Annotated in this window: 23 protein-coding genes; 6 read left to right on the top strand and 17 right to left on the bottom strand. The window is 44.9% G+C overall.

Translation table 11 applies throughout. The features are described 5' to 3' along the window. Positions 1-20: 20 nt before the first annotated feature. Entirely contained in the window at positions 21-401 is a 381-nt protein-coding gene (locus ICN25_RS05690) for a DUF2237 family protein (protein WP_216179950.1), read from the top strand. Positions 402-405: 4 nt separating this feature from the next. On the opposite strand, the gene ICN25_RS05685 is transcribed toward ICN25_RS05690, so the two are convergent. Both ICN25_RS05685 and ICN25_RS05680 read right to left on the bottom strand, forming a co-directional pair. Next, the gene (locus ICN25_RS05685) at positions 406-1,662 is read right to left on the bottom strand and encodes a DASH family cryptochrome (protein ID WP_216179947.1); all 1,257 of its coding nucleotides are present in this window, start codon (positions 1,660-1,662) and stop codon (positions 406-408) included. Positions 1,663-1,665: 3 nt separating this feature from the next. Continuing rightward, positions 1,666-1,845, bottom strand: coding sequence for a DUF2256 domain-containing protein (locus ICN25_RS05680; RefSeq protein ID WP_216179943.1), 180 nt, complete (start codon positions 1,843-1,845; stop codon positions 1,666-1,668). A 57-nt stretch (positions 1,846-1,902) separates the two neighbouring features. Between ICN25_RS05680 and ICN25_RS05675 the strand changes: the two genes are divergently transcribed. Then, complete coding sequence (locus ICN25_RS05675) at positions 1,903-2,802, top strand: histone deacetylase (RefSeq protein WP_216182114.1); 900 nt, start codon at positions 1,903-1,905, stop codon at positions 2,800-2,802. Between the two features lies 1 nt (position 2,803). On the opposite strand, the gene ICN25_RS05670 is transcribed toward ICN25_RS05675, so the two are convergent. Continuing rightward, positions 2,804-3,343, bottom strand: a complete 540-nt coding sequence (locus ICN25_RS05670; RefSeq protein ID WP_255536703.1) for a hypothetical protein — start codon at positions 3,341-3,343, stop codon at positions 2,804-2,806. A 306-nt stretch (positions 3,344-3,649) separates the two neighbouring features. On the opposite strand from ICN25_RS05670, the gene ICN25_RS05665 reads away from it, so the two are divergent. Beyond that, positions 3,650-4,495 carry a transporter gene (locus tag ICN25_RS05665; RefSeq protein ID WP_216179912.1) on the top strand — a complete coding sequence of 282 codons (846 nt, stop codon included), beginning with the start codon at positions 3,650-3,652 and terminating at the stop codon, positions 4,493-4,495. A gap of 14 nt (positions 4,496-4,509) precedes the next feature. Here ICN25_RS05665 and ICN25_RS05660 read toward each other — a convergent pair whose 3' ends face one another. From ICN25_RS05660 to ICN25_RS05620, 9 genes are all read right to left on the bottom strand, one after another. Then, on the bottom strand, positions 4,510-4,977 hold the full coding sequence (locus ICN25_RS05660; RefSeq protein WP_216179909.1) for a potassium channel family protein: 468 nt from the start codon (positions 4,975-4,977) through the stop codon (positions 4,510-4,512). Positions 4,978-5,014: 37 nt separating this feature from the next. Continuing rightward, on the bottom strand, positions 5,015-5,419 hold the full coding sequence (locus tag ICN25_RS05655; protein ID WP_216179906.1) for a translational machinery protein: 405 nt from the start codon (positions 5,417-5,419) through the stop codon (positions 5,015-5,017). 49 nt (positions 5,420-5,468) lie between these two features. After that, positions 5,469-5,735, bottom strand: coding sequence for a DUF1488 family protein (locus tag ICN25_RS05650; protein WP_216179903.1), 267 nt, complete (start codon positions 5,733-5,735; stop codon positions 5,469-5,471). A 95-nt stretch (positions 5,736-5,830) separates the two neighbouring features. After that, positions 5,831-6,637 (bottom strand): hypothetical protein, encoded by an 807-nt coding sequence (locus ICN25_RS05645; RefSeq protein WP_216179901.1) that lies wholly within the window; start codon positions 6,635-6,637, stop codon positions 5,831-5,833. A 39-nt stretch (positions 6,638-6,676) separates the two neighbouring features. Continuing rightward, positions 6,677-6,946, bottom strand: a complete 270-nt coding sequence (locus tag ICN25_RS05640; RefSeq protein ID WP_216179899.1) for a cupin — start codon at positions 6,944-6,946, stop codon at positions 6,677-6,679. Positions 6,947-6,956: 10 nt separating this feature from the next. Further along, positions 6,957-7,349, bottom strand: a complete 393-nt coding sequence (locus tag ICN25_RS05635) for a VOC family protein (protein WP_216179897.1) — start codon at positions 7,347-7,349, stop codon at positions 6,957-6,959. An 18-nt stretch (positions 7,350-7,367) separates the two neighbouring features. Next, on the bottom strand, positions 7,368-8,354 hold the full coding sequence (locus ICN25_RS05630) for a tripartite tricarboxylate transporter substrate binding protein (protein ID WP_216179895.1): 987 nt from the start codon (positions 8,352-8,354) through the stop codon (positions 7,368-7,370). A 31-nt stretch (positions 8,355-8,385) separates the two neighbouring features. Next, positions 8,386-9,312, bottom strand: coding sequence for a hydroxymethylglutaryl-CoA lyase (locus ICN25_RS05625; RefSeq protein ID WP_216179893.1), 927 nt, complete (start codon positions 9,310-9,312; stop codon positions 8,386-8,388). Positions 9,313-9,342: 30 nt separating this feature from the next. Continuing rightward, on the bottom strand, positions 9,343-10,536 hold the full coding sequence (locus tag ICN25_RS05620) for a CaiB/BaiF CoA-transferase family protein (protein WP_216179891.1): 1,194 nt from the start codon (positions 10,534-10,536) through the stop codon (positions 9,343-9,345). 113 nt (positions 10,537-10,649) lie between these two features. Between ICN25_RS05620 and ICN25_RS05615 the strand changes: the two genes are divergently transcribed. Both ICN25_RS05615 and ICN25_RS05610 read left to right on the top strand, forming a co-directional pair. Continuing rightward, positions 10,650-11,561, top strand: coding sequence for a LysR family transcriptional regulator (locus ICN25_RS05615; protein WP_216179889.1), 912 nt, complete (start codon positions 10,650-10,652; stop codon positions 11,559-11,561). Between the two features lie 74 nt (positions 11,562-11,635). Continuing rightward, on the top strand, positions 11,636-12,271 hold the full coding sequence (locus ICN25_RS05610; protein ID WP_216179886.1) for an NAD(P)H-dependent oxidoreductase: 636 nt from the start codon (positions 11,636-11,638) through the stop codon (positions 12,269-12,271). A 73-nt stretch (positions 12,272-12,344) separates the two neighbouring features. Here the strand turns inward: ICN25_RS05610 and ICN25_RS05605 are convergent, their stop codons facing one another. Beyond that, on the bottom strand, positions 12,345-14,138 hold the full coding sequence (locus tag ICN25_RS05605) for an amidohydrolase (RefSeq protein WP_216179883.1): 1,794 nt from the start codon (positions 14,136-14,138) through the stop codon (positions 12,345-12,347). Between the two features lie 139 nt (positions 14,139-14,277). Then, entirely contained in the window at positions 14,278-15,981 is a 1,704-nt protein-coding gene (locus ICN25_RS05600; RefSeq protein WP_216179880.1) for an amidohydrolase, read from the bottom strand. A gap of 226 nt (positions 15,982-16,207) precedes the next feature. Here ICN25_RS05600 and ICN25_RS05595 point away from each other — a divergent pair, with 226 nt between their 5' ends. Next, positions 16,208-17,050, top strand: a complete 843-nt coding sequence (locus tag ICN25_RS05595; protein ID WP_216179877.1) for a DUF4239 domain-containing protein — start codon at positions 16,208-16,210, stop codon at positions 17,048-17,050. 27 nt (positions 17,051-17,077) lie between these two features. Here ICN25_RS05595 and ICN25_RS05590 read toward each other — a convergent pair whose 3' ends face one another. The 3 genes from ICN25_RS05590 to ICN25_RS05580 form a co-directional block, all read right to left on the bottom strand. After that, the gene (locus ICN25_RS05590) at positions 17,078-17,734 is read right to left on the bottom strand and encodes a cupin domain-containing protein (RefSeq protein WP_216179875.1); all 657 of its coding nucleotides are present in this window, start codon (positions 17,732-17,734) and stop codon (positions 17,078-17,080) included. A gap of 122 nt (positions 17,735-17,856) precedes the next feature. Then, entirely contained in the window at positions 17,857-19,563 is a 1,707-nt protein-coding gene (locus ICN25_RS05585; RefSeq protein WP_216179872.1) for an amidohydrolase, read from the bottom strand. 24 nt (positions 19,564-19,587) lie between these two features. Further along, the gene (locus ICN25_RS05580) at positions 19,588-20,466 is read right to left on the bottom strand and encodes a hypothetical protein (RefSeq protein WP_216179857.1); all 879 of its coding nucleotides are present in this window, start codon (positions 20,464-20,466) and stop codon (positions 19,588-19,590) included. Positions 20,467-20,484: the final 18 nt, after the last annotated feature.

The raw sequence follows: 20,484 nt of genomic DNA, 5'->3' as shown, positions 1-20,484 counted from the left end.
TCACTTCCATAAGAACAACCATGTCGACTGAATTACCCCTCAACGTTTTAGGCCAACCGCTGGTCCCCTGCTCCTTTGATCCATTAACAGGATTTTTCAGAGATGGTTGCTGCAAGACCAATGAGCAAGATGCTGGGAGTCATTTGGTTTGCGCAATCGTCAGTAATGACTTTTTGCAATTTAGCCTGAAGCGTGGCAACGATTTAATTACCCCAAGACCGGAGTTTCAGTTTCCAGGGTTGATTGCAGGTGATCAATGGTGTCTATGTCTTAATCGCTGGATCGAAGCTCTAGAAGCCAACTGTGCGCCCATGATTAAGCTAGAAAGCACTCACATCAAAGCTTTGGAGAAAGTCTCTCTAGAAGTACTAGAGCAATATGCGGAAGTAGAAAAACTGTAAAAACTTACTCAGGTGAGAGCCAAAGTTTGCGATAGACTCCCTGAGCATCATGATCCTGAGTTTGCTTGGCAACATTAAATGGCCTGCCTCCTCTAGGATCTGTTCCACGTCCAGCGATATACAGCCAATTACCCTGATTGCTGTAAACGTCATAGTCTATTAACTGAGATTCAAACCAGGCTGCGCCAGCACGCCAGTCGCCCTTCATATCGTATATCCAGTAACTTGCCACAATCTGACGCATGCGATTGGAGAGATAAGCGCTTTGATGTAATTCGAGCATGCCCGCATCCACTAGTTCAGTGCCGGTATTGCCGGTACGCCATTGCTCAAAGCTAGATGTGTACGAGGGACTTACGGGGGCGCCAGTTAAACCACTGGCGCGATACAGCTTCTGACCATACTTAAAGTGAATAAAGCGGAAATAGTCACGCCATAGCAATTCAAACCAAAGCCAATAAGTACCATCATTGGCGCCATGACAATTCTCATACTCATTCAGTTGCGCGGCAATATCACGTGCTGAGATACAGCCCAAGGCAAGCCATGCCGAAAACTTACTGGAGTAATCCATGCCAATGAGTTGGTTGCGAGTCTCTTTATAACTATCAGGCAAACGCCGCTCTAGATATTGCTTCAGGTGAGCTTGCGCATGGCTAGCTCCTCCTAGTAAATAGGGATGTAAAACTGACTGAGCTCTTGAAGGCAATATTGAGCCCTGAGGCAAAGCTGCCGGTAGCGAAGGAATTTTCTTGGGCGCATCGATGGACTGGGCGAACTTGAGCCGCGCTTTTTCAACCTCGCGGCGAAATGCAGTAAATACATCAGGCATTTTTTCCAACTCAAATGGGAAGGTCTGCGGATCCAACATACTGGATTGCCAGAACTCTTTTACATCAGCGCCCTGCTCTTGCAACATTCGCACTTGCTCAATTTCTTCGGGAGCTTCGATTTGTTCGCAATAGATTGCTTGTGCAGACGTATCTTTGAGTAAGCGCAGCAGCACCTGTGCTGACTTACCAGAAAACTCCAACAAGTCTGAACCCTGTGCGCGTAACTGAGACCCTAGGTCATCCAGGGATGCCCTCAAGAAAGCCTGGCGATGCGGCCCTTGTCGCTCAAAACCATAAACTGGTTCTTGCTCTTTTGAGTCATGTACATACACTGGCAGAAGATAATCCGCATTCAAGCAGGCCTGCGTAAATGCCGGGTTATCTGCTAAGCGCAAATCATTACGAAACCAGTAAATCAATGTGCGCATAGATTAGGTCTCAGCCTTAGCGCTAGACTTTTTAGAGCGACAGGAGTCAGAGCAATACTTCACCTCATCCCAGTTTTTAGCCCAAGATTTACGCCAGGTCATCTCTTTGCCGCAGACGAGGCAAGTCTTGCTAGGCAAAAATGATTTATTCCCCTTAAAACCTGCTTTTTCAGAACGAGACATACTTACCTATAGAAAAACGAATAGACTCATGTGCATACTGCATGCGTGAGGCTGGCTTTGAAAGCTTTTTATACCGACCACTATGTTTTACCACTTCCACCGGGGCACCGCTTTCCGATGGAAAAGTACAGTCAGCTACGAGACCTGGTCACCAATCTAGATGGGGTCGAGCTTGTCGAGGCACCAGCCGCTACCGATACGCAGATTCTCTATGCCCATGACCCTCACTATCTGATTAAAGTCATTTCAGGGGGCCTTAGCCCAAAAGAGCAACAGGAGATTGGCTTTCCTTGGAGTGAACTCATGGTGGAGCGCTCTAGACGCTCGGCCGGGGCTACTGTCGCAGCCGCCAAAGCCGCATTAAATGAAGGCTTAGCAGCAAATCTTGCGGGTGGCACACACCATGCCTATCGCAATATGGGTAGCGGCTTCTGCGTGTTTAATGATTCCGCAATTGCAGCAAGAGTATTGCAAAAAGAAATTCATCCAAAACTCAAGGTGGCCATTGTGGATTTAGATGTACACCAAGGTAATGGCACGGCATCCATTCTGCAAAATGATGCCTCTATATTTACCCTCTCTATCCATGGTGAAAATAATTTCCCATTTACTAAAGAGCAAAGCGATTTAGATATTGGGCTACCCAATGGATGTGAAGATGGTGATTACCTCAGCGCTCTTAATCAAGGTTTAGAAAGGCTCAATAGATTCAAGCCTGATTTCATTATTTATCTAGCTGGCGCTGATCCACATGAAGGAGACCGCCTAGGAAAGCTCAGCATTAGTAAAGATGGCATGCGCCAGCGAGACGAATGCGTTTTTCAGTATGGCTTAGATCACCACATCCCGATTGCATTTAGCATGGCAGGCGGCTATGGCAGAGAAATTCAGTCGACCGTAGATATTCACTTTCAAACCATTCAAACTGCACTGCGATACCAACAACAATTTTTGTAAATTACTGACTCTTTGATGGTAAGGAGTTTAAAGTTTTTACATCGTTTAATTGCTTATCGACCAGGTATAGCGTTCCACCATAATTTGCCTGTAGATCATATCCAGACAAACCAACCGTATAAATTGAAATATACGGATTGAAGGAGCGAACAGTTCCACCAGAACCTGCAGAGAAATTGGCATCAACGTCCATGCCGCCACGCTGTCCATCGATTGAAGTTAATAAGAACTGATCGATAGCGTCCGTATTTTTAAAGATGATGACCTGGTACTGCTGCTGATACCCCGCACCGACTCCCTCACCAGTTTTCATTGCCTCCATAAAGACGGGGGTTGGACGGCGCTTATCAAACAGCACACCCTCACCCCTGGCAAGCACCAGCAACACAACATTCACATTCGTTGTATCAAAGACTGCATACCCTGGGGCAGCTTCGATCTCTTTTTGGATCGCTGGATTTTGTTTAATTAAAGCTGCTAAGCCCGTCTTCGACATCGCTAGAGTAGCTTGTCGTTTCTGCAGAATCTCTTGCTCGGTCAAGGGCTTTCCATCACTCCCGGTTGACTGACAGCCCACTAGAATCAATGCAAAAAGAAAAACGAACAACCTTGAGATGAGCAACATAAAGCCTTAAATGAGAAAAATGAAAGCCCACAAAACTTATAAGGCTTATGGAATTTAGACATAAAAACCATATTTTATATGGTTTAAAGAAGCAATATTGGTAATCGTTGACGGTAAATACCAATCAAAATCATCGCCTTTATAGCAAGCACTCGCTAAAATACGAGCGCTATGTATTTCCTTCGAGTCACCTTTCTCTTGTGCACCCTTTTCACGTCATTTATGACGTGGGCAGTCGACTTGCAACCCAACGATATTGTTGCTCCACTGCCCAATAAAAATTATGTGACGATTAGTTACCTCAATACCGAGAACTCTACGCTTTACAGCAATGGCTCTAGTGTCTCGAGGGCGCCATACGCAAGCCCCGTCATCGATACTCAAAGTGCAATTCTGCGTGGCGCCAGAACTTTCTCGCTTGGCGAGCTACCTGCTGTCACCTATATTCAGTTGCCTTATGGAACTGTCAAACCAGCTGGCTCTCTATCAGGCTTTTCTAGTGATAGCGGGATCGGCGATCTCACCCTTGCCACTGCAATCTGGCCGTATCATAACAGAGCGACTAGAACCTATCTTGGCTTAGCAGGATATCTCATTAGCCCAACTGGCAGCTACTCTAGCCAAAGGGCATTTAATACTGGAGAGAACCGCTTTAGAACAGATCTACAACTGGGTTTTCAGACTCCGATCACCAGCAGTATTGATGGGATGATCGCAGTCGATACGATGTGGTTTGGGGGTAATAGTCAATGCGGCCTTGCATGCACTGGAACCACTACCACTGCTTCATTGACACAAAAACCGCTCACCACCACCCAGCTTGGACCAATCTATCGCATTAACGAAATATTCACAGTAGGCGCATCCTATTTTTATGTGACTGGTGGCGCTACCGCAATCAATAACAATTCCTTGAATAATGTCGTCAACACTCAGCGTTTTTTATTAAGCGGTCAAGCACATACGCCAATTGGTAGATTCTCACTGCAATATGGCAGAGACATGGAAGTCAAAAATGGCTTTGTTCAAACGCGCTTACTTGCTGTCCGACTCATGAAAGAGTTTTAACAAATAAGCCTGGCTTATTTATATTGCTTAGTCTGGGTATTTTTGTAAGTGGTCCAGTATTTCTGCATTTCAATAAATAGAAATGAAGCAGACCAAGTAATGAGGATGAAGCCAGTTAGCGCCTCTACCCCAGTGAGATATCTCAAGTAACCCTGCGCCACAATCTCCCCGTAACCTAAGGTCGTAAAGGTAACGAATGATAGATAGGCACAATCAAGCAAGATGCCGTGTCCTGAGAGGTTGCCAACAAGGCCTCCCATGGAAGGGAACTGCAAGGTAAAGAAATAGCCAAAGGCAAATAGCCAGATCTCTGCCACGTGTGCCATGAAGATGGCACCAACCCCTACTAGCACCCTAAAACGGGGGGCAATATGAGCCAACTTAGGCAGCAATCTATCTAACTGAAAAAGCGCCTCGTAATGAAGCAGAATCGCTAGGAGCGCTAGAGATGCATTGACGATGAAGGCAATAATGAGCAACATGAATAAATTATCCCCCATTTACAGGGGGATAAATAAATCAACCATTAATGATGGTGTCGCCTTTTAAAGCATCAACTCTGGCAAAGTATTTTTTAGCGTAAGCCAGCAACTGGCCATCACTTGGATGATCAACAGTCTCAATACCAACTACTTTTTCAGCAATACCATGATCATGCTTAGTAGCATGCTTCATTAAATCCAATTTTGCAGAGCCCGGGCCCACAATCAAAATCTCTTTAGATTCCATGACCGCTTGAATGACTTCATGCAAGTAATGCTGATCTGGTTCAGCACGCGCACCACTGACAGAACCACTTTTGTGATGAACATTTTTATGAGTAGACCGAGTCTTAATGACTTCGCTCTCACTTGCAGTGGGATTGAAATAAATAACGTGGGCTTCTTGATGATCAATCCAAATAACTGAGTGATTAAATGACATATTTTCTCTTTCTAATTAAAAAACGGGTTACTACAACAATAAAAAATGGTTAATCCAAGATCAAATCATGGCTAAATAAGTGAACAGCGCCATCAATGGCATGGCCATTCAGAATCTTTTGCTCGGCTATTGAGAGCAGCTTTAATTGATGGGCCTTAAACAATTGCAAAGCATTTGTTTCAACGCCATCAGGATCTAAATCTTGCAGGGCCTCATAACTAAAGCTGCACTTCAGAGGCTTACCCTCAAGCATTGCTGGGTAAGAGACATCGCCGTTATCTAAAACAGCTGCAGGACCAACAAATTCAAGCTTCATGGGGGCTCACTTTATTAAGAATAATCAAATAACTCTAATATTTTGAACCTAATAGGAAGAGTGTACTTGATACATATCAACTTACTCACCCTTAACTAGCGTGTATCTAGCTTTCTTTGTACTAAAAAGTTCTGAGTGGTTCGAGCCAGATGAATATCGTGAACTTTACTTAAGGCTGCAGATCGCCTCAGAAGATCCTCTGCTGGGGTTTTAAGGCCTGGGTCATTACTCACAAATAGAATTTGATTCATCCGGTCGTCCTCCACTACCAGCACGGATGGATGCTCAAAGACTCGGTCGATTCTCTCTTGATAAACCTGGTTAAGCCCTGCTGCGCCCGAGAAATTAATTACCAAGACGCCATTGGGATTTAAGCATGCCAAGCAGCTGGCATAAAAATCTTCACTGCATAGCTGAGCTGCTTGTCCTAGCTTGGTATACCCATCTACAAGCAACACGTCAAACTTCTCTTCAGTATTTCGTAAGTACGCTGCACCATCAGCTTCTAACACCTTAAAGTGAGTGCTATTTTCTGGAACATGGAACTTATCCTTAAGTGCGATTACCTTAGCGTTGTTCTCTAGCACCAAGATGGATGTGCCTGGCAAATGGTGATGACAGTATTTGGCGAGTGATCCGCCACCCAATCCAATCATGGCGATGCTCTTGGGGTCAGGATGAAATAGGAGGAAACCCATCATGGTCTCGGTGTAGCTGACCACCAATCGTATTGGCGCCTGCATATCCATCAGACTCTGCGTAGAGTCGCTATCAAAATAGAGTGCTTTGAACTTCTTGCTCTCTACAACATAGGGCTCACCTTGGGTGCCGTCAAACCGTTCTTTTAATTTAGAGAGACTCTCTTTAAGGCCTTGGAGCCCGTTTGACTGGATGAGTGACATCACTCATGATAAAGCCCGCTACCAACAATCGAGAAGATACTAGTCTTTTCTGCTGGCAAGGTACTGAACGCCTTGATTGCCATAGCTTTCCGCATGCTCTTGGCTATGCATTAAATGAAATACATCACCCACTAAATAAGTTTGCCTAAGGCCATCAATGACGATATCGATTTGACCTTGGGTGACCAAGGCCTTCACCTCAAATGGGTGGGTATGATTTTCTAGAAAGCCGCTCCGCTCTCGAATCACTAAAACGGGCTCAGGAAATCCATCCTGTCTCAACGCCTTTAGAAAATCATCCTGGTTCATACGGGAGTAATTAGATTAGCTCGCTAATTTCAATCAGATTTTGATCCGGATCTCTGACATAGACTGAGTTAATCTTCGCGGTTGCTCCTGTGCGAATCACTGGTCCCTCAACAATGGGCCAATTCATTTCACCAAGTTTTGAAATCACTTGATCTAAAGGTCTATCGGCAATAAAGCACAGATCAAGAGAGCCTGGCGTTGGGATATCTGCTTTAGGCTCAAACTCTTTTCCCTTGATGTGCAAATTAATCTTTTGATTGCCAAACTTAAATGCCTTGCGCTCTACCGGTGGCGTACCACCAATAAAACTTTCTAACTTCATCCCTAAAACGCGGGTATAAAAGTCAACGCAGGCATCTTCATTTCCTGTAGTTAATACCAGATGGTCTAAATGATCAATCATATCGTTGATAACTCCGCATTAATCAGCTTCAATTTTTGCAGCTTTCACAACCGCAGTCCATCGAGTGTTCTCACCCTTAATGAATTCGTCCAATTGCTTAGGATTCATATAGGTTGCTTCTGCACCCATTTCAATTGCCTTTTGCTTAAAGGCTGGTGTGGCCATGACCTTAGCAATCTCAGCAGTCAATTGATTAACGATGGGGGCTGGAGTATTAATAGGCGCAAACACAGCAAACCAAGATGTGGCATCTAGCTTAGGTAAGCCTGCTTCAGCAGCAGTTGGCACGTCAGGCAAACTTTGTAAACGCTTCTTGCCTGTTGTTGCTAGAGCGCGCAACTTACCAGTCTGAATGTGAGGAATGAATGGTGGAGGCGTGCCAAATGTAAGATCTACTTGACCACCTAACAAATCAGCCAATGCTGGACCAGTTCCTTTGTAGGGAACATGGGTCATTTTGATACCCGCTTGTTGTTCAAGCATTGCGCCTGTTACATGCTGCAAAGAACCATTACCGGAAGATGCGTAATTTAGCTTCCCTGGATTTGCTTTTGCATAAGCAATGAGCTCGTTCATTGTTTTAAATGGCAGATCAGCGCGGACCACGACAATTTGTGGCGCCGAGATCACATTCGCTACGGCTTGAAAATCCTTAAGCTCCCACGGCAACGGATTCTTACTCACCAGGGGAGTAATTACGTGATATCCGGAGTACTGCACTAGTAAGGTGTAACCATCCGGATCAGCCTTCTTGACGGCTGCCGCTGCAATTGCACCAGAGGCACCCGCTTTATTCTCAACAACAATGGTTTGCCCCAATGCAGCACCGAGAGGTTGCGCAAGGACCCTGGCAGTGAAATCCGTTGTGCCGCCTGGCGCAGATGATGCGATGAATGTAATCGGTTTATTTGGGTACTTACCCGAATCCTGACTTTGAGCCACAATCGGCGTTTGTGCAAGCAACATTAAAACCAAGATTTGGAGTGTTGAAAAATATCTGCGCATGAGACTAGCCCTCAAATGAAATCAAAAAGAATTAACGTAACTCTGCCACATAAGCGGGAGCAGGATGCAAATCGCAAGTACTGCCAGCCTGAGCTACCTGCCCCGGAACGGAGTGCCCCACAATCAGCGGTAACTCACGCGCCAAACCAATTAAACGTGCGATATCTATTCCTGTGTCATACCCCATCGCATCGAGCATATGGATGGCATCTTCACTTGAGATGTTGCCGCTAGCGCCTGGTGCATAAGGACAGCCACCAAGTCCACCTAGCGAGCCATCAAAACGCACAATCCCAGACTGCACTGCTGCAAGCACGTTAGCTAGACCCATGCCACGGGTATTGTGGAAATGAAATGTCAGTTGCAAATCAGCAAACTTCTTCTGTAGATCATTCGCCATCGAAGCAACCTGTGCAGGATGTGCCATACCTGTGGTGTCGCAAATAGTCACACCGCGCACCCCTAGATCCGCAAAACGCTGAACAAATTGCTCAACAACAGACTGCGGCACATCACCCTCCATGGGGCATCCAAAAGCTGTTGATAAGGAAACATTGATAGGCGTTCTGCCATCTACATAACGAATCACTTCAGCCAAACCAGCAAAACTCTTTTCTCGGCCCATACGCAAATTAGCTAGGTTATGGGTTTCGGAAGTCGACATTACGAGATTGAATTCATCTGCGCGAGACTCAAATGCACGCTCTGCGCCACGCAAATTAGGCACCAAGACTGTGTACTCAACACCAGGCACGCGTTGAATTCTGCCCATGACCTCCTCAGCGTCACGCAACATCGGAATGGCTTTAGGCGATGTAAAAGAAGTCACCTCAATTTTGGCAAAGCCACATTGACTTAATTCATCAACTAATTTGACCTTGTCATCAGTGGGAATGAAGTTAGGCTCAATCTGAAACCCATCCCTAGTAACAACATCGTTGAAATATATTCGAGTCATATTATTTGGCCATTTATTTAATTGAATTCATTATTTAGTAAATGCAACGCCGCGCTCTTTTAAAGAGGCGAGCTGCGCATCCGTTAATCCAATGCTGCGAAGAATTTCATCGGTATTCTCACCAATATTAGGCGCTAGGGTTTTGATGGACCCTGGTGTACGCGACAACTTAGGAATGACTCCAGGTACATCTAACTCGCTACCATCTTGCATCTGAATCGTCTGAATATTGCCTCTTGCCTTGTAGTGCGGATCGCTAGCTATATCAGCAATGGTATATATCTTGCCAGCCGGCACCGCAACTGAATCTAACAACTGCAATGCCTGGTCTGTTGTCATCGTCTTAGCCCATGCGCCAATGGCTTGATCTAACTCTGCAACGCGCGCTACTCTGCCATCATTATTCTCAAGTGCTGGATCATTGGCCAAGTCATTACGACCAATCATGCCCATTAAGCGCTTGAAGATGCTGTCGCCATTGCCAGCAACTAAAACATACCCACCGTCGGCACAGAGGTAGGCATTACTAGGGGCAATACCTGGCAAGGCACTACCACCAGCCTGCCTGACCTCACCAAATGCGCTGTACTCGGGCAACAAACTTTCCATACAGTTAAATACTGCTTCGTATAAAGCAATATCAATTATTTGTCCCTTGCCACTTTGATGGCGCTCTTGCAGTGCCAACAAAATACCAATCACACCATGCAAAGAAGCCAAGGTATCGCCAATGCTGACACCAACTCGCACTGGCACTCTGCCCGGCTCTGCAGTGAGATGACGCAAGCCACCCATTGCCTCAGCAACCACACCAAATCCCGGCTTATCGCGGTAAGGTCCAGTTTGACCATAGCCACTAATTCTGAGAACGATTAATTTGGGATTGAGCTCAAGTAATTTCTCTGGATCTAAACCCCAACCCTCTAAGGTGCCAGGACGGAAATTCTCAATCAGGATGTCCGCCTCACAAATTAAGGTTCTAACAATTTCCTGAGCCTCGGCTTGCTTCAGGTCAAGCGAAAGAGAACGCTTATTCCGCGACTGCACTTGCCACCAGACGGAAGTCCCATCCTTTAGTAGGCGCCATTTGCGCAAGGCATCGCCCACTTTAGGGGGCTCTATCTTGATGACATCCGCACCAAAATCAGCAAGTGTCTTAGCGGCAAATGGCCCAGCAATTAACTGCCCCATTTCGATGACCTTGAGATTAGCTAAGGGCTCCATAACCTTCCTTTAAAGATGATTTTTACTAAAGTTACGCCATTTTGATCCGCTTGAGAATTGCTATGAGGCGACCAAGCCTTCTCATTTTGCGAAGGCTTAGCTAGAATAAGGGTATGAATCCTCAAATAAACCCTGCCAGAATCGACTTTGTTACTCTCAAGCTGTTCTGTGCAGTTGCCCAAAGTGGAAGTATTACCAAAGGTGCCCATGAATGCAGTCTTGCCCTTTCGGCCGCCAGCCGCAGAATCTCCGAGCTCGAAGAAACGGTGGGCATTTCTCTTCTCGATAGGTCCGCTAGAGGGGTGACCCTCACCCAGGCAGGTCATGCAGTAATGCAACATGCCCTAAGACTATTTCAAGGGTTTGAACAATTTAGCCATGAGTTGGGCGAATACTCCAAGGGCATAAAGGGACATGTTCGTCTCTGGGCGAATATGTCGGCCCTCACAGAATTTCTGCCTTCAGCACTTTCACAATTTTTAAAAGAACATCCAGAAATTCAGCTTGAGGTCGAAGAGCAAATTAGTGGGGATATTGTGAGGGCCCTAATGGATGGTATTGCAGATATTGGAGTTTTCGCCGAGGGATCGCCCACTACAGGATTGGACACTCAAGTGATTGGGAGCGATGAGTTGGTGATTGCCTGTAGCAAGTCTCACCCACTAAGTAAAAAGAAAAACATTTCTTTTGAAGAGTGTTTGAACTATGACTTTGTAGGCCTTAATCGAGGCAGCTCTTTACTAGAGCTCACCTCAAGAAGTGCTGAGAAGCTGGGCAAGCAAATGAGATTAAGAATCCAAGTGCGTAGCTATGATGCAATGTGCCAAATGATTGCCGTTAATCTAGGCATTGGCGTACTACCCATTCAAGCTTGCGCAGCGCAGATCCAGGCTATGGGCCTAGTAGCAATACCCCTCACAGAGTCATGGGCGCAACGTAAGCTATTGCTCGCAATCAGAGAAGGCTCCACCCTCTCACCTTCAGCAACACTACTTCGGGAACATCTACTGCGGCAGTGCGCGTAATGAGCTCACTCAAATAATCCCAAATCACATTACACTGCTTGAATCACTACATTGATGAATCTCAAGGAAGAAAAATGACTCTGATTGATAAGCTGCAATGGCGCTATGCCACCAAAAAAATGGATGCGACAAAATCCGTCTCCCAGGAAAAGGTGTACCAAATTCTTGAGGCAATTAGATTGACTGCAAGCTCAAGTGGACTACAGCCGTATGAAATCTATGTCATCACCAATAAAGAAATTAGAGCGCAAATTAGAACCGTTTCCAATGATCAATCCCAAATTACCGATTGCTCCCATTTGCTAGTTTTTGCCGCCTGGGACAACTACACCGCTGAGCGCATTAATGCTGCGTTTGATATGACCGAAACCATTCGTGATTTCAAGAGTGAGTCTGGAACCGCTTATCGCCAAATGCTTCTCAAAAGCTATCCTGCCAGAGATGCTGAGGTCAATTTCACGCATACCGCTAAGCAAGCCTATATTGGCCTTGGCACTGCCCTGATTACTGCCGCCTATGAGCAAGTGGACTGCACACCCATGGAGGGCTTTAATCCAGCAGCGGTAGATGAAATCTTGGACCTGAAGGCTAAAGGTTTGCGTAGCGTAGTCATGCTTCCCTTGGGCTATCGAAAAGCTGATGAGGACTGGCTAGTGAACCTGAAGAAAGTTAGAAGAGCCAAGGACCAATTTATTTCTTGGATTCAGTAATCTACTAGTAGTCAAAGTAGACAAAAAAATACCAACCCTAGGGTTGGTATTTTTCATCTTGAAAGCTTTTAATTTAATTCAAAGGTCTAGGCTTCTTAGTTTCTGAAACCGGAATGACCTTGCCACCCAAGACCGTTGCATAAACTCCTACATCCTTGATCTTGATTGCAGGTACAGTTTGCGGGTCAGCATTTAGTACTGCGAAGTCGGCAAACTTGCCTGCCTCAATACTACCTACTTTAGATTCAACCCCCAATGTATAGGCAGCATTGATCGTTACCATCTTCATCGCTTCTGCTGAAGACAAAGCTTCTGCTGGAGCCCATACTTTGCCATCGTTATAAACATCGCGACGAGTAACAACAGACCACGCCTCCTTCAATGGATCAGGCGCAGCAACTGGGGCATCCGAATGGATGGAGGTGACGATACCATTACGAACTAATGTACCAACGCGGGTTGCGTATGATGCTCGATCCACTCCAAGGGCGTTATATTGAAGCTTTGCTCGCTCGGATACATAAGTAATATTAGCTGTCACAACTGCGTTGAGAGCTTTAATCTTAGCCACCATTGCAGTAGTAGGAATACCAAAGTGATTTACTGTGAAGCGATGATCAAAGCGTGGCTTGGAATCTTGCAATAGCTGCAATGCATTAATTGTGTGCGCATTACCTACGTCACCGTTGCTATGAACATGAATATGAAATCCTGCGTCCCACCAAGGCTTCATGGCAACAGAGAAATCCTGAGCTGTTTTGTAAGTTGATGTCCCGATAGTTCCATTGACGAAACTAGGATGTTCCATACGCATCGTTTCTGGCATATAGCCTGCATCGCTATAGAATTTAACGCCCTGAAAAATCAACTGATCGTTATCGTTCTGACTCAGGTTTAAAGCCTCTTGAATTGCCTGATCACCATACGTTGCCTTAAACGGATCAGCATAGATTACGGGAACCACTCGAATTGAGCTAGCAGGTGATTTAGAAAATGCCTTAGCCATTTTCATTTCAGCCTCAAGATTAAGTGATCCAAAGGCTAAATCGCCTGTAGTGGTAATTCCGGCCTGTTGCATCAGATCACTCATATAGAGGTAATCATTTGGAACTTCATTTGGCTTCAGGATATCCTTACCAGCAACTTTCATCACATACATTACGGCAGCCAAATCAATAAATTGGCCATTGAGCTGACCATCCTTATCAATACCCACCCCCGGAATACCTTTTACTTTATCTGGAGTAATGCCATAGTGGTTGATCATCCCGCTGTTGACATACATATCATGTCCAGAACCATTCCAAAGAATAATTGGGCGAGTGCTGGAAACTTGATCTAACAACTGGCGATCAGGGACTTTGCCCATCGCAATCTCATCCCAACCCCACGCTAAGAGGGTTTCATTCGGATCTTTAATATCGTTGGAGTACTTCTTCAATGCATCCATAGCCGCAGGTAGATTAGGCACGCCTGCAAAAGGAGCCCCCCAAGGGTTAGGCATTGGTGAAGGAGTAACTAAGGGTTTGTTAAATAAAATTCCACCCAATAAGACGTGAGCATGAGGTTCAACAAAGCCAGGGTACATTACCTTATTGGCAAAATCTCTATTGATCTGGGTTGGGTACTTATCAGTCCAAGGCTTCAGATCTTCCAAAGAGCCTACAGAAAGAATGCGGCCATCAGCCACAGCAACGGCTGTTGCATTCGGAATAGCCGGATCCATCGTCACAATTTTTTTGGCCACAAATACGGTGATATTAGAGACCTTGGGTGTAGATGGAGGATCAATTAACTGAACCGCACTAGTCAGACCCGAGAAGAGTCCAAGAATGCCAATAGAGATAAGTTTAGATTTGAGATTCATAAGTATTCCTGAGGTGAGTCATTTTCGAACATGATACTAAATAAGATAACTTCAACAAACTAGGGTTTGTAAGATGTTGCTAATGTAAACACCCGCCGAAGCGGGTGTTTAGAACAATACAAAATTAGTAAAAACCAAACTAGTTCAAGTTAACTTGCTTACCGCTAACCCAAGTGCCTTTTACCTTGATATTACGTATATCGGCTGGAGCAGTCTGGCGTGGATTCTTTTCAAGAAGAACCAAGTCAGCTTGCTTGCCCACTTCTAAGCTACCAACGATATTGTCAGCAAAGAGTTGATAAGCAGCATCAATAGTCACAGCACGAATTGCGTCATCAACTGAAACAGCTTGATCTGGTCCCAATGCTTTCTGTGGTGGCAACTGCCATAAACGCGTTACTTCCTCACTGATGTAATTCAGAGGGCCCACAGGGGATACAGGGGTATCACTATGCAGAGTAAATTTGCCGCCTGCACGCTTAAAGTCTCCAGCAGGGTCAATACGCTTTGCACGGTCTGGACCAACCAAATGATTATTAAAGGCAGCGCCCCAATAATCCACGTGACCAATCGTAAAGCTAGGAATTACTCCTAATTTAACGGCTTTTTTCACCTGAGACTCATTGTTGATCGTAAAGTGCTCAATTCGCAAACGGCGATCTTGCTTAGGGTTATCAGCCAGGAGTTTAGAGTAAGTGGCCAAGGTTTGATCAATGGCTTTGTCACCATTTGCGTGAGTAGAAATTTGCCAGCCTTGATCGAAAAATGATTTTGCAGAAGCGTAAATTTCCGCATCTTTGAAATCCAGCTCTCCACTCCATTGAGAATTCTTAGGGTATGTATAAGGCTTAGTTAACGCAGCTGTAAGCCCCTGGGTAGAACCATCAGAGATATATTTAATACCAATAAAGCGTAATTGATCATCACCTTCGTTTGGCTTAATTGAAGTCTTGCCTGATGGGATGGACTCGCTAAACAAATAGCCACGTATACGAACAGGTGAGGCATTTTTTGCAAAAATAGACTTATAGATAGCAACTTCTTTATCTACGCCGAAATTACCACCAACACTCATCTCAGAAACAGTAGTTACACCAGTTGATGCAATCTTTTTCATGGTGCCCTGAATAGCACCCATTAGCTGAGCTTCAGTTGGTGCTGGCATCTTTGCCATAAATGCTAAATATGAAGGCGGTTCAATCAATTTACCAGTCAGCTTACCTTTTGCATCCTTGACATAAACGCCACCACCCTTAGGATTAGGAGTTTGATCTGTAACGCCAGCAAGCTCTAATGCCTTGTGATTGACATAGCCAATGTGACCAGATTGGTTAACAATAAAAACTGGCACATCTTTTGAAACTTTATCCAAATCATCAGCGTTAAGTTCAGCCATGAAAGGTGTGGTGCGTGATGGATCGACGCCGAAGCCAAATAACCAACCGCCGGCAGGAACATCCTTAAGGGCAACCTTCATTTTTTGAATCAATGACTCTTTGGTGTCATATGGCAACGTAAAGTTGCTTAAATTCAAACCTAGACCTTCAAACACGGAGGTCACAATAATATGTACGTGAGGCTCAACAAATCCAGGCATCAATGTTTGACCCTTGAGATCAATTACCTTAGTGTTATCAGCTTGCCACTCTTTGGTAACCGCGTCTTTAGTGCCAACTGCAACAATCTTGCCGTTCTGCACTGCAAGCGCTTGCACTTCTTCATTCTTGGCGTTGACCGTAACAATTGGGCCGCCATAAAAGATGGTGTCAGCATTGCCTTTGGCAAAGGTGACTGCGCACTGCGCCATCAATAATGCGGAAAGTAACTTTGGTGCGAATTTCATATTGAATTCCTAACTTGAGTAAAAATTACCTCAGAATCACGAGGATGCCTGCTGATATCAGCAGAATTCATCAATATTAAATAAAATTGATACCTAAATCTTACCAATCCCTACAAGATCCCACCCCAAAATACAGGGCAAAAGCTCAAAAATCGCCCCTTAGCATTTCTAATGCGGATTTGTTAGCAAGGTAATATCTAACTACCCAGTCCAGTGAAAGCCAGTCATGTTTTTAGTGAATCTTCTATATACCTACAACCTGAATATTCCCACATGGCTCATTTGCATCGGGGCTATCGTTTTCTCAGTGATTTTTGGCTCGATTGGCCTAATGATATTTAGAAAGGTATTCCCTAACCCATTAAATAAGGCAAACAATGACTGCATTAGCCTGTCCCTAAGTACAGTTGGATTATTTAGCTCCGTATTGATTTCATTAATTGTGGTGAACGTTTGGAATTTCTATAACGACGTGGATCGCAAGGTGAATATTGAGGCTCGAGGCGTAGAAGATTTCTATCACCTAACCCAAGCAATGCCAGAACCGATTAAATCTCAATTGGTTGCCGATGTAGCTAAATATGTTGATGTTGTAGTTAATGAAGAATGGCCTGCCATGGCAGACAATAAGGCAGTGAGTGATAAGGGGAGATTAATATTAATTCACTCCAAGAATCTTCTGCTCTCATTTAAAACAGCCGATTTAGTAACGGCCAATACCCAAGCCGCGCTCTATTCCAAAGTTAGCCATCTGTTTGATGCGCGCCGAGATCGTTTAATTGCGACAAAAGATCATGTGCCTTCGGTTATCTGGTTGGTGATGTTCCTATCAGCGTTTTTGACAGTTGCCGTGAGTTACCTATATACGGCTGAGAGCTTTAAGATGCATTTAATTTCGACTGGCTTTATTACGGCAACCCTATCGGCCAGCTTGTTTTTGATTGTGATCTTTGGTCATCCATTTCAAGGCAATATGCGCATTGAACCAACCAACTTTATTGAATTTAAAAAACAGAATCTTGTATCAACAACTGAGCCTGAGGTTAGCGAAAAACTTGCCAAGCCATAACTGATTGAATGGCTGCATACCCCACCTTCAATTAGTTAATAGATGTCCTGTTTTGACAAAAATTGTGCAGCCTTCCTTACTAAAAGGCTGATGCAAACTCATGTGTGGACTTCGAATCCATGAGCCAGCTGGATAGCGCCCATGCTCATCTTCGAAGACACCCTCCACTACAAAAATCTCCTCGCCGCCATAATGCTTATGCGGATTAAAGTAGGTTTGGGGTGCCCAACGAACTAATGTAGAGCCTGTACCCTGCCTCATTAATGGCATGACAGTTAAGCCCGGAACCATTCCTTGAAACCATGGTGTTGAATGAGTATCTACAATCTCTCGCTCAACTTGCTCAGAGCCAAGATGTCTTAACTTCACAAAAAGGGTGCAACCACTATCGCTAAATGGCGCATGAGACGAGCCGGGAGGATTCATGATGTAAGTGCCGGCAGGATAGCTGCCTGTCTCATCACTAAATACACCCTCTAAAACAAAAATCTCTTCACCCAATTCATGGACATGGGAGGGGAACTTTGCTCCAGCCTCATAACGAACAATTGAGGTAGCCTTCGCTATCTCATCTCCTTGGCGATCCAGCATCCGCCTATCAACACCCGCTGATGGACTAGAAATCCAAGGCAGATCATGATGATTAAGAACTACCCGCTTGCTGTAGTCGGAGTGTATGTCCATTGATAAATCTTTGCGTTAATTGACAGGAATACCCAAGAATACCAATGGAACGGAATTGCCGCTCAAAAGAAAACACCCGCAATTGCGGGCGTTTTGAGGTGATCACATAAATTCTAATTACATTATTTAAGCGCAATAGGCTTGCCATCAATATAAGTACCCATCACTTTAATATTGCGAATTTCCGCAGGAGGCGTTATGCGTGGGTTCTTTGCCAGAACCACCAAGTCAGCCTGTTTACCTACTTCTAGGCTGCCAACAATATTGTCTGCGAACATACTGTAAGCAGGATTAATGGTCACAGCACGGATCGCATCATCAACTGATACTGCCTGATCAGGACCCAATACCTTTTGTGGCGGCAACTGCCATAAGCGAGTGACTTCTTCGCTGATGTAATTTAAAGGTCCAATCGGGGTGACGGGTGAATCACTATGGAGCGAGAATCTTCCCCCTGCACGCTTAAAGTCACCAGCTGGGTCAATACGCTTGGCGCGCTCAGGTCCAAGAATTTGATTATGAAATGTCTCACCCCAATAATCGACGTGACCAATCGTAAAACCAGGGATCACACCCAACTTAACCGTCCTTTTCACTTGAGCTTCTGTACTAACTGTGAAGTGCTCAATACGCAAACGGCGATCCTTTGAATTGCCACCGCTAGTCAATAGCTTTTCATAATTATTCAGAGTTTGTTCAATCGCTCTATCGCCATTCGCATGAATCGCAATTTGCCATCCTTGGTCGTAATACGGCTTCATCAAACCATAAATCTCAGCATCCTTGTAATCTAAGCTTCCGCGCTCTTTAGTGCCTTTAGGGTAAATGTATGGCTCGTTTAATGCGCCTGTTAAACCTTGAAGCGATCCATCGGAGACGTATTTAATACCAATAAACCGTAAGTAATCATCGCCTTCATTTGGCTTAATATTGTTGTATCCCGCTGGGAGGTTATCGCTAAACAAATATCCACGTATTCTGATTGGCGAAGCCTTATTGGCGAATATTCCCCTCCACAGAGCAGCCTCTTTATCAACGCCAAAATTACCGCCAACACTGATTTCAGTAGCGGAAGTGATACCTTTAGCAGCTACCGAATTTAAGGTGGCGAGAATGGCATCAACTAGCTGAGATTGACTAGGCGCAGGCATTAGGGCTACAAAAGGAAGAAAGGCTGGCGCTTCAACCAACTTACCCGTCAAATTACCGTCCTTGTCTTTTACAAAGACGCCGCCCCCTTTAGGATTAGGAGTTTTATTGGTGATACCAGCAATCTCTAGAGCCTTGTGATTAGCATATGCAATATGACCTGAGGTATTCACAACCAGGATGGGTACCTCTGTTGAAACTTTGTCCAAATCATTGGCAGTTAATTCGGCCATAAATGGAGTTGTTCGAGATGGATCCACTCCAAAAGCAGTTAACCATCCACCCTTGGGAACATTCTTTAACTCTGCTTTTAGTTTTTGGACAATACTTTCGATCGAACTTTGTGGCAAAGCATAATTACTTAAATTGAGCCATAAACGTTCAAACATCGTAGTAAGAATCAAATGAGTATGTGGCTCAATGAAACCTGGCATCAAGGTTTGACCTTTGAGATCAACTACCTTGGTATTATCAGCTTGCCATTCTTTAGTAACAGCATCTTTAGATCCAACAGCAACGATCTTGCCGTTTTGCACTGCAAGTGCTTGAACCTCTTCATTCTTGGCATTGACAGTCAGAATTGGTCCGCCATAAAAAATGGTGTCGGCATTGCCCTTAGCAAATACCAATGCGCATTGCGCCATCAATAAAGCAGAAAGTAGTTTTGGTGCGAATTTCATATTAACTCCTAACATGTAAATTTATTACTTCAAAATAACAACAGTTGCCGTTGCTCGTGCACCCCAGCCCGAAGGGCCGCCTGGCGTATTGCTAACGTAATAGATTGGGCCTGCTCCAAAAGAGAAAGGCACACCGTCAATTACAAACAATTTAGAAACACCGGCATAAAGCGGATTGGTCGTACGATGGGAATCATAGTTATATTGCGCTTCCATATTGGCGGTATAGGTCCATGCCGTTTTAGTTGTGTATGCAACAAAAGGCTGACCATAGAGATTGTTTTGGGTACCAAAGGCTGGATTGCCACCGACATTCCATGATTGGTAGCCTAGCAAACCGTATGTCCAAGGGCCGTCACGATTGAGAACAACACCGGTGACACCGGCACCTGTTTGCTGGGAGCCAAACTTACCGCTATTACCTGATGGTGATTGCGCATACGGACCAATACCCCAAATCCATGAAGAGTTAGTGTTTGGCGCGTAAAAGGATTCAAGCGTCACGCTGGCAATACCGTAACCAGAAAAAGAATGTCCTGGAGCAGATTGGATACTTGTCTCTCTCACACCGGCAACAATCGGACGAACGATAAAGGTATCACCACCGCCCAAATTAAATGGCATCACTGGCTGAAACAGCAAGGTTTGCTCTGAACCACCTTGATTAAGACCAAGGCCACGGCTGAACTCGTACTGCAAAGGTACGGAGATCATGTTGGCAATCGGGTTAGCCAACTTCTTGGCAATATCGACACTATCAACCGCTGGTTTAGCTGGCGCTAACGCTCCAGATTTTTCAGCAGCAATGGTTCCAGTGCGAGCAGCTGCTTCTTGAGCTAATGCAGAAGATGCAAAAGTCAACGCTGTAGATGCGATGACTGCAATTTTAAGAATATTGTTCATGAGAATCAGGTATGGAAA

The organism is Polynucleobacter sp. 80A-SIGWE (genome assembly GCF_018882295.1).
In the GTDB taxonomy this organism is placed as follows: Bacteria; Pseudomonadota; Gammaproteobacteria; order Burkholderiales; family Burkholderiaceae; genus Polynucleobacter.
Note: the sequence above shows the minus strand (reverse complement) of the source record. Positions and strands in the feature narration are given on the sequence as shown.